Origin of the sequence: Burkholderia sp. MS389 (genome assembly GCF_016899425.1) — a bacterium.
Taxonomy (GTDB): Bacteria; Pseudomonadota; Gammaproteobacteria; order Burkholderiales; family Burkholderiaceae; genus Burkholderia; species Burkholderia sola.
Window position 1 is genome coordinate 127,703 of sequence record NZ_CP045995.1, and the last position, 12,105, is coordinate 139,807.

Here is a 12,105-nt window from a genome sequence, read left to right on the forward strand (position 1 = left end):
ATGCAACCAAATGTATTCGTGCGAGATCAACGTGCATTGGCCGCGTATGATGGCTTGTTCACATCGATAGGTCGGTGAGCAAGCATGACGAGTACCCGTAAAACCATGATGATCGCCGGCGGGCTCCTGGTCGCCGCGGCCGGCACCGCGTACGTGATGCTCCTGCGCGCGGACCACCGTGCGATCGAAGACGCCGGCATCGCCGATTCGGCCGCACCCGTTGCCGCGGCGTCCGCGGGCAGCGATCACGCGGTGCAGGGCGCGATCGCGCCGCCGGCGCCGGCGCCGGCTGCTGCGACAGTACCGAAACAGGCGGCTGTCGCGGCACCCACAGCACCAGCCGCACCAACACCCGCGCCGGCCCCGACCGCGCGCGTCGCCGCCGCGCCTGCGCCGGCCCCCGCGGTCCCGGTCGTCAGCGACAAGCCGCAACTCGTGACGAAGCCCGCTGCGCCGCCGCCGAAGGTCAATGTCGTAACGGTGGATGCGCAGGATTCGACCCCACCGGCACCGGCACCGGCCCCGGCCGCGAAATCCGCTCAGTCCATGCCACCCGCGCAGGTCACGCAGCGCGCGCCGCGCAAGCGCGACGGCCTCGAACGCCACGCCACCGCCGCGCCGCCGGCCGCGACGAAATCCGAAACGCCGGAGACCGCCGCGCTCGTCAGGGAATCGGCGAAGCTCGATCCGTCGTTGCCGCCGCCGTCGATGTCGTCGATCTCTTCGATGCCGGCGAGCACCGGTTCGTACCGGCAGGGGAGTGGGTCGTCCGGCGCGAATCCGGTGGCGGCCGCGATGACCGAGCAACTGGTCAGGCAGTCGAGCAGTTTCAAGTCGACGGCGCCTGCGCCGGCGGACGGCGGCCCGAGCGCGACCAAGTAACCGCGAACGCCTTCGGCATAAAAAGCGCCCCGCACGCCGACCAAAGCATGCGGGGCCAAGAGAGACAAACTTTAATGTCGTCGGGGCTGACGTCCGTCAGGCGGCGACCGCTTCCTCGGCTTGCGGCTGAGCGGTCGTCACGGGCGCGGCCACGTCCTGCCGGATCAGGTGGTCGAACGCGCCGAGCGACGCCTTCGCGCCTTCGCCGACCGCGATCACGATCTGCTTGAACGGCACCGTCGTCACGTCGCCGGCCGCGAACACGCCCGGCACCGACGTCGCGCCGCGCGCATCGACGACGATCTCGCCGTGCTTCGACAGTTCGACCGTGCCTTTCAGCCATTCGGTGTTCGGCACGAGGCCGATCTGCACGAACACGCCTTCGAGCTCGATGCGCTGCGTGTCGCCCGAGCGCAGATCCTTGTACACGAGCCCGTTCAGCTTGCTGCCGTCGCCAGTCAGCTCGGTCGTCTGCGCCTGCGTGACGATCGTCACGTTCGGCAGGCTGCGCAGCTTGCGCTGCAGCACCTCGTCCGCGCGCAGTTGCGTGCCGAATTCGATCAGCGTGACTGCCTTCACGATGCCGGCGAGGTCGATCGCGGCCTCGACGCCCGAGTTGCCGCCGCCGACCACCGCGACGCGCTTGCCCTTGAACAGCGGGCCGTCGCAGTGCGGGCAGTACGCGACCCCGCGGTTGCGGTATTCACGCTCGCCCGGCACGTTGATTTCGCGCCAGCGTGCGCCGGTCGCGAGGACGATCGTCTTCGCTTTCAGCACCGCGCCGTTCGCGAGGCGGATCTGGTGCACGTCGCCGGGAATCAGCGCGTCGGCGCGCTGCACGTCCATGATGTCGACGTCGTATTGCTTCACGTGCTGTTCGAGTGCGGTCGCGAACTTCGGCCCTTCGGTTTCCTGCACCGACACGAAATTCTCGATCGCCATCGTGTCCAGCACCTGGCCGCCGAAACGCTCGGCCACGACACCCGTCGCGATGCCCTTGCGTGCCGAGTAGATCGCCGCGGCCGCGCCTGCCGGGCCGCCGCCGACGATCAGCGTGTCGAACACCGGCTTGTTTTCGAGCGACTTCGCCGCGCGTTCGCTGGCGCCCGTGTCGAGCTTCGCGAGGATTTCCTTCACGCTGCTGCGGCCCTGGCCGAACGATGCACCGTTCAGGAACATCGTCGGCACGGCCATGATCTGGCGCGATTCGACTTCATCCTGGAACAGCGCGCCGTCGATCGCGACGTGGCGGATGCGCGGGTTGATCAGCGACATCACGTTCAGCGCCTGCACGACTTCGGGGCAGTTCTGGCACGACAGCGAGAAATACGTTTCGAATGCGTAGTCGCCGTCGAGCGCGCGAATCTGTTCGATCACGTCGTCGTCGAGCTTGATCGGATGACCGCCCGTCTGCAGCAGCGCGAGCACGAGCGACGTGAATTCATGGCCCATCGGGATGCCGGCGAAGCGGATGCCGGCCGGCTTGCCGGGTTCGCCGATCGAGAACGACGGCTTGCGCTCGGCGTCGTCGCGGCGTTCGGCCACGGTCACGCGATCCGTCAGCGACGCAATCTCGTTCAGCAGCGCCAGCAGTTCCTGCGATTTCGCGCTGTCGTCGAGCGAGGCGACGAGTTCGATCGGGCGCGTGATCTTTTCGAGGTACGCTTTGAGTTGGTTCTTGAGATTGGCGTCGAGCATGGCGTTTCGGATTCCGTATTGATGATGCTGGTCGGGCACGTCGTGCCGGAGGAGGGCGCGGGCCGCGCGAGGCCGCCCGTGGTGACGCGTGTCGCGCGCCTCGTGCGAGGCGCGCTGCGCCCCTTAGATCTTGCCGATCAGGTCGAGCGACGGGGTCAGCGTTTCCGCGCCCGGCGTCCACTTGGCCGGGCACACTTCACCCGGGTGAGCGGCGATGTATTGCGCGGCCTGGACCTTGCGCAGCAGTTCGCCTGCGTCGCGGCCAATGCCGTTGTCATGGATTTCGCACAGCTTGATCTCGCCTTCCGGGTTGATCACGAACGTGCCGCGCAGCGCCATCCCTTCTTCCTCGATCAGCACGTCGAAGTTGCGCGACAGCGTGAGCGTCGGGTCGCCGATCATCGGGTACTTGATCTTGCCGATCGTGTCCGACGTGTCGTGCCAGGCCTTGTGCGTGAAGTGCGTGTCGGTCGACACGCCGTAGATTTCGACACCCAGCTTCTGGAATTCCGCATAACGGTCGGCGAGGTCGCCCAGTTCGGTCGGGCAGACGAACGTGAAGTCGGCCGGGTAGAACACGACGACGGACCACTTGCCCTTGAAGTTCTCTTCCGAGACGGGCACGAATTCGCCGTTGTGGTAAGCGGTTGCCTTGAACGGCTTGATTTGGGTGTTGATGATCGGCATCTGGACAATTCCTTTTCGTCAGGGGTGAGTGGAGTGTTGCCAGTATCCGGGTTCACCCTGAACTTGTGAAATTGCTTGTTTCAATCCGGGGCATCGGGATTTTCTATCTGCTTCCGGCCCTTGATTGGCGGGGGCGGGCGGGGGATGCATTGGGTGGGCAGGGGCGGCTGTACATGTCGTCACCATTCCGAGCGCAGGTCCTCCTGGCTGGCGATCTCGCGCCCCTTCCATAGACCGAACACATTGTTGACAAGTGTGTGTTCGAGTCGCGCGATATAGGCGTCGATGGCGTCGCCGATGATCTCGGCGCGGGAGCGGTTCCTGGTCGCTGCGATGAGGCTCAACGCGGCATGCTGGTCATCCGACAGATCGATCGGGATCGTGCGCATTGCAATCTCCATGACTTGATGCATCCATCATCGATATGCGGTTGCGCAAATGCAAGGTCGCCGCCGATCCGAAGCGAATACCGCTTCGCGGTTCGGTCGGCGGGACACGCGCCGCTCAAATCCCCGCCATCTTCCGCAACCACGCCGCCAGCCGCCGCGCCCCGTCCGGCATGTCCGCGTCCTCGCGCGTGCACAGGTAGTAGTCGCGCCCGTCGTCGAGCGCGTGATCGAACAGCTGCACGAGTTCGCCGTTCGCCAGTTCGCGCTGGACCAGCGGCGCGCGCAGCAACGCCGCGCCGAGATCCGCGCGGGCGGCGCTCAGCGTGAGCTGCCCATCCTCGAACATCGGCCCCACCGCGTGCGACACGTGCCGCACGCCGGCGCCCTGCAGCCAGTTGACCCACGTGCTGCGATCCTCGTCGTGCACGAGCGGCGCGCGCGCGAGATCGGCCGGCGTGCGGAACGGCCCGTGACGCTTCAGGAACGACGGGCTGCACATCGGCACCATCGCGCCCGGCAGCAGCCGCTCGCAGCGATAGCCGGGCCAGTCGCCGGTGCCGAAACGGATCGACAGGTCCGACGCATCGCTTCGGTAATTGCGGTGATGCGCGTACAGCACCGTGACGTCGACATCGGTGTTGTCGGCCAGGAACGCGTGCAGCCGCGGGATGAACCAGCCGATGCCGAGCAGCGGAATCAGGCTGACGGTGATCTGGCGCAGCGACGAACGGTCGCGCACGAAGCGCGTCGCGCTGCGCAGCACCGAGAACGCCGCGCTGATCGACCGGTAGTAGTCGCGTCCCTCGTCGGTGAGCGCGAGCAGCCGGCCTTCGCGTACCGTCAGCGGCGTCTGGATGAACGCGTCGAGCAGTTGCAGCTGATGGCTGACCGCCGACGGCGTGATGTCGAGCTCGCTGGCCGCCGCGGTGACCGACCCGAGACGCGCAAACGCTTCGAACGCACGCACCGCACGCAGCGGTGGATCGTGCGGCAATTGTTCGATATTTTTCATGTATCGAATTTTATCGAAAAGTCAGGGTAAGCGACAACACAAAAATATCCGGTATTTACAGGGTGATACGTTAATGTGTCTGGAACGGCATAAGCATCCAACAATTGGGTATTTGGGGTTTGGATGTCGAATATTTAATATTTTTCATGTTTCAGATCCAACCGACCGATCCCCGCACATGAAAATCGCTTTCCTCTCCGTCAGCCTCGCCTTCTCGGCGGCCGCCCTGGTCGCTACCGTTCCCGCGTCCGCGCAGTCCGCGCCGCAGACGGTCCTGATCGGTCTCGCCGCGCCGCTCACCGGCCCGTCCGCGCGGATCGGCAAGGATCTGCAGAACGGCGCGCAACTCGCGATCGACGACGCGAACGCGAAGCATCCGACCATCGGCGGCAAGCCGGTCGTCTACAAGCTCGTCGCGGCCGACGACCAGTCCGACCCGCGCACGGCCGTCGCGGTCGCGCAGCAACTCGTCGACCAGCACGTGATTGGCGTCGTCGGTCACTGGAACACGGGCTGCAGCGTGCCGGCGTCGCGCGTGTACCGCGATGCGGGCATCCCACAGATCGCGCCGGCGTCCACCGGCCATCAATACACGCAGCAGGGCTACGCGACGGCGTTCCGCATCATGGGTCACGACGACGCCGGCGGCCATTTCACCGGTGCGTACGCGGTGAAGACGCTGAAGGCGAAGCGCATCGCGGTGATCGACGATCGCACGTCGTTCGGCGCGGGGCTGGCCGATCAGTTCATCAAGGGCGTGCAGGCGAACGGCGGCACGATCGTCGATCGCCAGTACGTGAACGACAAGACGACCGACTTCAGCGGCGTGCTGACCGCGATCAAGGCCAAGCGCGCGGATCTCGTGTTCTTCGGCGGCCTCGACGCGCAGGCCGCGCCGATCGCGCGCCGGATGCGCCAGCTCGGCGTGAACGCGCCGCTGCTCGGCGCGGGTGGTTTCGTGAGTCAGACCTTCCTGTCGCTCGCGGGCAAGGACGGCGACGGCGTGACGGCGCTCGAACCGGGCCTGCCACTCGACCGGATGCCGGGCGGCAAGGCGTTCGACACGCAATACCAGGCACGCTTTCATGCGCCGATCGAATTGCATGCGCCGTTCGCGTACGACGCGGCCGCCACGCTGATTGCGGCCGCGCAGAAGGCCGGTACGACGCAGCCGGCGAAGCTGGTCGCGGCCGTTCGTGCGGCCGATCGACCGGGCGTGACCGGGCGCATCGCGTTCGACGCCGAAGGCAACCTGAAGGACCCGGCTTTCACGATCTACCAGGTGCGAGGCGGCAAGTGGGTCGTCGTCGACGTGATCGGCGGTTCGCGCACCGCGGCCAGGTAACGATAAAACGACAATAACCAGGACGATTCCCATGACAGAAGCGAACCCGACATCCGCCGCCGCTCCCGAGGACACGCGCCTCGGGATCCTCGCGCGGCGCCGCATCGAAGCGGAAATCATCAAGCCGATCTACGAGATCATGAAGCGCGAATTCGGCGCCGAGCGCGCGCAGGCCGTAATCGCGGAAGCCGTGCGCGGCGCGGCCATCGACGCGGGCCGTACGTTCGCCGCGCAGGAGCCGGACGGCACGAGCGTGAAGTCGTTCATCGCGCTGCAGGTGCTGTGGGAGAAGGACGATGCGCTCGACGTCGAGGTGCGGCGCGCGGACGACGCGCACTACGACTACGACGTGCATCGCTGCAGCTACGCTCAGATGTATCACGCGATGGGGCTCGGCGAGATCGGGCACCTGCTGAGCTGCGCGCGCGACAGCTATTTCATCCAGGGCTATGCGCCGGACATCGCGCTCACGCGCACGAGCACGATCATGCAGGGCGGCAAGCGCTGCGATTTCCGTTATGCGCTGCACAGCGCGCCGGAGAGCGGCGATGCGTGACGCTACCGATACCGCGAGCATGCCGCGCGTCGACGGCGAACGCCTGTGGGCGTCGCTCGAACGGATGGCGCAGATCGGCGCGACGCCGAAGGGCGGCGTGTGCCGTCTCGCGCTGACCGATCTCGACCGCGAGTCGCGCGACCTGTTCGTGCAGTGGGCGCGCGATGCCGGTTGCGCGGTGCGCGTCGATCGGATGGGCAACGTGTTCGCGCGCCGTGCGGGCCGCAATACGGACGCCGCACCGGTGATGACGGGTTCGCACGCCGATTCGCAGCCGACCGGCGGCCGCTACGACGGCATCTACGGCGTGCTCGGCGGGCTCGAAGTCGTGCGCGCGCTGAACGACGCGGGCATCGAGACCGAACGCCCGATCGACGTCGTGATCTGGACCAACGAGGAAGGCTCGCGCTTCGCGCCGGCGATGGTGTCGGCCGGCGTGTTCTCGGGCGTCTATACGCTCGACTACGGGCTGTCGCGCACCGACGGCGCGGGCCGGACGATCGGCGAGGAGCTCGAACGGATCGGCTACGCGGGCGCGGAGCCGGTCGGCGGCTATCCGGTGCACGCGGCGTACGAACTGCACATCGAGCAGGGCGCGATTCTCGAGCGGGCCGGCAAGACGATCGGCGTCGTGACGGCCGGGCAGGGACAGCGCTGGTACGAGGTGACGCTCACCGGGGTCGACGCGCACGCCGGTACGACGCCGATGGCGTTCCGTCGCGACGCGCTGGTCGGCGCGGCGCGGATGATCTCGTTCGTCGACGTGCTCGGCCGCCGTTACGCACCGGATGCGCGCGCAACGGTCGGGATGATCGAGGCCCGGCCGAATTCGCGCAACACGGTGCCGGGCGGCTGCTTCTTCACGGTGGAATTCCGTCACCCCGACGATGCGGTACTCGACGAACTGGACGCGGCGCTGCGCGCGGAACTCGCGCGCGTGGCCGACGAAACCGGTCTCGGCGCGCAGGTCGAGCAGATCTTCACGTATGCGCCGGTGCCGTTCGCGCTGCGCTGCATCGATGCGGTGCGTGACGCGGCGCGCTCGCTCGGGCTGTCGCACATGGACATCGTGTCCGGTGCCGGCCATGACGCATGCTATGTCGCGCGTGTCGCGCCGACCGGGATGATCTTCGTGCCGTGCGTCGACGGGCTGAGCCACAACGAGGCCGAAGCGATTACGCCGGAATGGGCGACGGCCGGCGCCGACGTGCTGTTGCGCGCGGTGTTGCAGAGCGCGCAGGAAGCATAAGCGCGGCGCGCCCGCGTTACTTCGCTGCCTTGCGCCGCGCCCTATACGCGAGATACGCGACGATCTGGTCGAGTTCGCGGTCGCTCAACTGATCGGGCGGAAACGCCGGCATGCTGCGGCCCGGCCAGTCGCGCACCGACGCCGGATTGCGGATGTAGCGGCGCAGCGCGGCGGGCTGAAAGTAGTCGACCGGGTTCATCGGCGTGTTCAGATCGGGGCCGGCGTGGCTGCTGCCCGCGCCGTCGATGCGGTGGCACGCGAGACATTGCGTGACGAACAGACGCTGGCCCGCACGGGCCGGATCGTTCGCGGGCAATGCGGTGTCGACCGCGAGCGACGGCCAGCGCGCGAGCGGCGACGATTCGATCGTGATGCGCACGATCTGGTACGGCCACTGCTCGCCGCGCACCGACGACGCGTCCGGGCCGAGCCAGACGAGATAGAACGGCCCCGCGCTGACCTGCTTGCCGGGTAGTTTCGGCCACGGACGGGCCGGATCCTCGATCGCGAGCCACGGGGTCGCGCCGGCCGGCGCGCGGCGGCGCACGAGATCGAGCGGCAGTTGCGCGGCGAAGCCGTCGGCCGCGCGCGTTTCGAGCACACCGTCGTCCGGCAGCGGCGTGTCGCCGAGCAGCGCGGCGAACGGCACCGCGCGGAACGTCATCGGGCGGCCGTATGCGATGTCGCGCGGCACGTGGATGTCGGCCGCGTCGGCGCGTGCGAGCAGCGTCTGGCGGGAGACGGCGCGGGCCGTGCCGTCGGTGTCGAGTTCGAGCGTGGACTGGGCCGACGCATGTTGCCCGAGCAGGCAAACCGTCAGCAGCACAAGCGAGAACCACTGGCGCTTCAGCATTCGTTCTCCGGGAAGGGGCGTTCCGGCGGCGGCAGGAGGCGGGGCGCCGCGGCCGATGGAAGGAATCGGGCGACAGTCTATCCGGTACGCGCGGCGCTGGCGAATTCGGCAGAGGAAAGGCGCGGCGGTCGCGGTCGGACAGGCCCGCGACAGCGCGCCCGACTACCGGGTTGGCGGGGTGGTGTCATAGCGCGGTCCGGACGGAGGGAAGACGAAGGGCTCGCTGGCGACACGCGGCCTGCCCGCGTTCACGACGACATTGCGTTACCGGGCCGCCATCAATGATTCGAACACGTCGCTTCGTTTTTCGGCATCGGCGTGTCTTGCTTCGGTTCGAAATCGGCTTCGCGCATTCCCGACGGCGTCAGCGACACGAAATGCATCGCCGTGCCGCGCGCCGGGAAGCCGGCGACGCCGGTCGAGCCCCACGGAATCGGTGAGCGCTGCACGCCGCTCATCGCGATGTCCGCCGGCGCGAGCGCGAGCGTCAGCAGCCGGCCGTCGCGGGTCGGCACGTACGCGTGCGTGCCGGAAACGCCGATGTCCGATTCGCGCACCGACGCGGGCAGGCAGTCGAGCGTCGCCGTGCGGCGGCCGTCCGGGGCGATCAGCATCGCGACGCCGCGATCGTCCGCCGTCGTCGTGACGACGATGAAACGGTCGATGTCCGGCACATAGGCGGCCGAATACACGTAGTACTGGATCGCGCCGTTCAGCGAGCCGAGTTTTTCCAGCTTCGCGGCGACCGGGTCGAACATCGCGTATTCGAGCGTCGCGTCCGTGCTGCCTTCGATGAACTTCTGCCACACCAGCAGCGCGTTGCGCGGCGAGCCCGCGATCACGGGCCACCACTCGCGGCGGTGCGGCGCGACCGCGACATGGTTCAGCACGCGCCCGGCCGCGTCGTAGGTTTTCAGGTAGACGCCGTTGCCGCTGCCGAGGTTGTCGACCCCGCCGCCGTTGACCCAGTCGGCCGAATAGAACACGACGAAGCGGTCGCCGACCGTCGCGACGTGCCCCGAATGGCCGCCCGATTCGACGTCGTTCGGATAGGGCTTGATCGGCTTCAGGTCGCGGCGGTAGACGCCGTAGCGCTGGCTGACTTCCTGCGACGTGTTCCAGCCGTCCTCGAACGTGACGAAGATGTCGCCGCGCGCGTTCTGCGCGATCGACACGGGTTCCTGCGCCTCGGGGCGGCTGATGAACGTGCGGACGCGCAGCGCGCGCCGCTTGTCGGGCAGCCATTCGCCGACGTACACGTCATGCGGCCAGTTGCCGCTGCGCAGCGCACCGCGCGGCACGATGCCCGAGCTGCTGAAGAATACCCAGCGTTTGCCGTCGCCCGCATCCGCCACGCCGATGCCGTGCATGAAGCGCCGCGGGTCGCCGGTGTCCTGCGGCGACGGGGCGCTCGACACGGTGACCGTATGCACGGCCGGCGCGCCGGCGAGGGCCGGCGAGCCTGCGCCGACGCCGCCCGCGCCGCAGAGCACGGTCGCGGCCAGCCGCATGACCGCCTGTCCCGCGCGCGTTCGCCGCGTCATTCGACGGTCACCGATTTCGCGAGGTTGCGCGGCTTGTCGACGTCGGCGCCGCGCGCGCAGCCGACGTGATACGCGAGCAGTTGCAGCGGGATCACGTTGACGATCGGCGACAGCAGGTCGCCCGATTCGCGCACGCGGATCAGGTGCGTGTCGCGGTCGGCGTCGATCTCGAGCTGATTGCCGGCCAGCACGTAGAGCCGGCCGCCGCGCGCGCGCACCTCGGCCATGTTGGACTTCAGCTTCTGGAACAGGCGGTCGTCCGGCGCGATCGTGACGACCGGCATCGCGCTCGTGACGAGCGCGAGCGGCCCGTGCTTCAGCTCGCCGGCCGCATAGCCTTCCGCGTGGATGTACGACACTTCCTTGAGCTTCAGCGCGCCTTCCAGCGCGATCGGGAAATGGATGCCGCGGCCGAGGAACAGCGCATTCTCGGTGCGCGCGAATTTCGCGGCCCAGCCCATGATCTGCGTTTCCAGCGCGAGCGCGTGGCCGATGCGGTCCGGTAGCGCGCGCAACTGCTTCAGATGCGCCGCGACTTGCGCGGCATCGAGCCGGCCGCGCAGTTGCGCGAGCGTCAGCGTCAGCACGAACAGCGCGACGAGTTGCGTGGTGAACGCCTTGGTCGACGCGACGCCGAGTTCGATGCCGGCCCGCGTCAGGAACCGCAGCGGCGCGTTGCGCGCGATCGTGCTGGTCGCGACGTTGCAGATCGCCAACGACAGTGCCTGGCCCATCGCGCGCGCCTGCTCGATCGCGCCGATGGTGTCGGCCGTTTCGCCCGACTGCGAGATGCCGACGACGAGCGTGCGCGGATCGGCCACCGTATCGCGGTAGCGGAATTCGCTGGCGATCTCGACCTGGGCGGGCACGCCCGCGATGCTTTCGAGCCAGTATTTCGCGGTCAGGCCCGCGTAGTAGCTGGTGCCGCAGCCGAGCAGCAGCACGCTTCTGACCCGCGACAGCAGCGCGCGCGTGCCTTCCGTCGCGTCGAACAGCGCCGGCGAGATCGTGTCGATGCCGTCGAGCGTGCTGTCGATCGCCTTCGGCTGCTCGAAGATTTCCTTCTGCATGAAATGCTGGTACGGGCCGAGCGCGGCGTCGTCCGCGCGCGCCTTCACTTCGCACAGCGGGCGCCGCGCGTCCTGCCCGCCCGCGTCGACCACGGCGATGCGCTCCGGCGTGATCAGCGCGACGTCGCCGTCCTCCAGGTACACGAAGCGGTCGGTCAGGTCGCCGAGCGCCGCGCAGTCGGACGCGAGGTAGTTCTGCTCGGCGCCGATGCCGATCACGAGCGGCGAGCCGGCGCGCGCGGCGACGAGGCGCTGCGGCTCGCGCGCGCCGAGCACTGCGATCGCGTACGCGCCGTGCAGCCGTTTGACGGCGCGCACCACCGCGTCGAACAGGTCGTCGCGATAGAAACTGTGGATCAGGTGCGCGATGACCTCGGTGTCGGTCTGTCCGCGAAACGTGTAGCCGCGTTGCTTCAGTTCGGCGCGTAGCGTGTCGTGGTTCTCGATGATTCCGTTGTGCACGACGGCGATCGTGTCGCCCGACATGATCGGGTGTGCGTTCATTTCAGACGGCGCGCCGTGCGTCGCCCAGCGCGTATGCGCGATGCAGGTCTGTGCTTCGAGACCGAGCGTCAGCACGCGATCCTGCAGATCCGTCACGCGTCGCAGCGTGCGTTCGCTGCGCAGGCGGCCGTCGCCCTGCACGGCGATGCCGCACGAATCGTAGCCGCGATATTCGAGCCGGCTCAGCGCATTGACCAGTTGCGGCACCTGATTGTTCAGGCCGCTTGCTCCGACGATTCCGCACATGATTCACCTCGTCTCCATGAAGTTTTACGGCTGGCGCGCGACGCGCGCCGGCGCGATGTCAGAAGCGGCG

General features: G+C 67.9%; 11 protein-coding genes. 4 read left to right on the forward strand and 7 right to left on the reverse strand.

Going from position 1 to position 12,105, the window contains the following annotated elements; all coding sequences use genetic code 11:
• Positions 1-84: 84 nt before the first annotated feature.
• Complete coding sequence (locus GJG85_RS17165) at positions 85-882, forward strand: extensin (RefSeq protein WP_176015365.1); 798 nt, start codon at positions 85-87, stop codon at positions 880-882.
• Between the two features lie 96 nt (positions 883-978).
• Here the strand turns inward: GJG85_RS17165 and ahpF are convergent, their stop codons facing one another.
• The 4 genes from ahpF to GJG85_RS17185 form a co-directional block, all read right to left on the reverse strand.
• The gene (gene ahpF, locus GJG85_RS17170; protein ID WP_050018013.1) at positions 979-2,580 is read right to left on the reverse strand and encodes an alkyl hydroperoxide reductase subunit F; all 1,602 of its coding nucleotides are present in this window, start codon (positions 2,578-2,580) and stop codon (positions 979-981) included.
• A gap of 123 nt (positions 2,581-2,703) precedes the next feature.
• Positions 2,704-3,267 (reverse strand): alkyl hydroperoxide reductase subunit C, encoded by a 564-nt coding sequence (gene ahpC, locus GJG85_RS17175; RefSeq protein ID WP_034179823.1) that lies wholly within the window; start codon positions 3,265-3,267, stop codon positions 2,704-2,706.
• A 179-nt stretch (positions 3,268-3,446) separates the two neighbouring features.
• Entirely contained in the window at positions 3,447-3,656 is a 210-nt protein-coding gene (locus tag GJG85_RS17180) for a ribbon-helix-helix protein, CopG family (RefSeq protein ID WP_050018032.1), read from the reverse strand.
• A 115-nt stretch (positions 3,657-3,771) separates the two neighbouring features.
• Complete coding sequence (locus GJG85_RS17185) at positions 3,772-4,668, reverse strand: LysR substrate-binding domain-containing protein (protein ID WP_050018014.1); 897 nt, start codon at positions 4,666-4,668, stop codon at positions 3,772-3,774.
• A 178-nt stretch (positions 4,669-4,846) separates the two neighbouring features.
• Between GJG85_RS17185 and GJG85_RS17190 the strand changes: the two genes are divergently transcribed.
• The 3 genes from GJG85_RS17190 to GJG85_RS17200 are packed head-to-tail and all read left to right on the forward strand — an operon-like array spanning position 4,847 to position 7,818.
• Positions 4,847-6,013, forward strand: a complete 1,167-nt coding sequence (locus GJG85_RS17190) for a branched-chain amino acid ABC transporter substrate-binding protein (protein ID WP_204384223.1) — start codon at positions 4,847-4,849, stop codon at positions 6,011-6,013.
• A 31-nt stretch (positions 6,014-6,044) separates the two neighbouring features.
• Positions 6,045-6,569, forward strand: coding sequence for an L-2-amino-thiazoline-4-carboxylic acid hydrolase (locus tag GJG85_RS17195; RefSeq protein WP_089489262.1), 525 nt, complete (start codon positions 6,045-6,047; stop codon positions 6,567-6,569).
• Entirely contained in the window at positions 6,562-7,818 is a 1,257-nt protein-coding gene (locus tag GJG85_RS17200; protein ID WP_204384224.1) for a Zn-dependent hydrolase, read from the forward strand. Before GJG85_RS17195 ends, GJG85_RS17200 begins: the two co-directional genes overlap by 8 nt.
• Before the next feature lie 16 nt (positions 7,819-7,834).
• Here the strand turns inward: GJG85_RS17200 and GJG85_RS17205 are convergent, their stop codons facing one another.
• From GJG85_RS17205 to glmS, 3 genes are all read right to left on the reverse strand, one after another.
• Positions 7,835-8,671 (reverse strand): cytochrome c, encoded by an 837-nt coding sequence (locus GJG85_RS17205; RefSeq protein ID WP_050018018.1) that lies wholly within the window; start codon positions 8,669-8,671, stop codon positions 7,835-7,837.
• Between the two features lie 278 nt (positions 8,672-8,949).
• The gene (locus GJG85_RS17210; protein WP_089489263.1) at positions 8,950-10,215 is read right to left on the reverse strand and encodes a hypothetical protein; all 1,266 of its coding nucleotides are present in this window, start codon (positions 10,213-10,215) and stop codon (positions 8,950-8,952) included.
• Positions 10,212-12,035: a glutamine--fructose-6-phosphate transaminase (isomerizing) gene (glmS, locus tag GJG85_RS17215; protein ID WP_050018020.1), complete on the reverse strand. Its 1,824-nt coding sequence runs from the start codon at positions 12,033-12,035 to the stop codon at positions 10,212-10,214. The genes GJG85_RS17210 and glmS overlap by 4 nt, the downstream gene beginning before the upstream one ends.
• Between the last annotated feature and the right edge of the window lie 70 nt (positions 12,036-12,105).

What these genes read in the sequence shown, in the direction of transcription:
- GJG85_RS17165 (WP_176015365.1), top strand. Translation starts at nt 85, where the DNA reads ATGACGAGTACCCGTAAAACCATGATGATCGCCGGCGGGCTCCTGGTC.
- ahpF (WP_050018013.1), bottom strand. Translation starts at nt 2,580, where the DNA reads ATGCTCGACGCCAATCTCAAGAACCAACTCAAAGCGTACCTCGAAAAG.
- ahpC (WP_034179823.1), bottom strand. Translation starts at nt 3,267, where the DNA reads ATGCCGATCATCAACACCCAAATCAAGCCGTTCAAGGCAACCGCTTAC.
- GJG85_RS17180 (WP_050018032.1), bottom strand. Translation starts at nt 3,656, where the DNA reads ATGCGCACGATCCCGATCGATCTGTCGGATGACCAGCATGCCGCGTTG.
- GJG85_RS17185 (WP_050018014.1), bottom strand. Translation starts at nt 4,668, where the DNA reads ATGAAAAATATCGAACAATTGCCGCACGATCCACCGCTGCGTGCGGTG.
- GJG85_RS17190 (WP_204384223.1), top strand. Translation starts at nt 4,847, where the DNA reads ATGAAAATCGCTTTCCTCTCCGTCAGCCTCGCCTTCTCGGCGGCCGCC.
- GJG85_RS17195 (WP_089489262.1), top strand. Translation starts at nt 6,045, where the DNA reads ATGACAGAAGCGAACCCGACATCCGCCGCCGCTCCCGAGGACACGCGC.
- GJG85_RS17200 (WP_204384224.1), top strand. Translation starts at nt 6,562, where the DNA reads ATGCGTGACGCTACCGATACCGCGAGCATGCCGCGCGTCGACGGCGAA.
- GJG85_RS17205 (WP_050018018.1), bottom strand. Translation starts at nt 8,671, where the DNA reads ATGCTGAAGCGCCAGTGGTTCTCGCTTGTGCTGCTGACGGTTTGCCTG.
- GJG85_RS17210 (WP_089489263.1), bottom strand. Translation starts at nt 10,215, where the DNA reads ATGACGCGGCGAACGCGCGCGGGACAGGCGGTCATGCGGCTGGCCGCG.
- glmS (WP_050018020.1), bottom strand. Translation starts at nt 12,035, where the DNA reads ATGTGCGGAATCGTCGGAGCAAGCGGCCTGAACAATCAGGTGCCGCAA.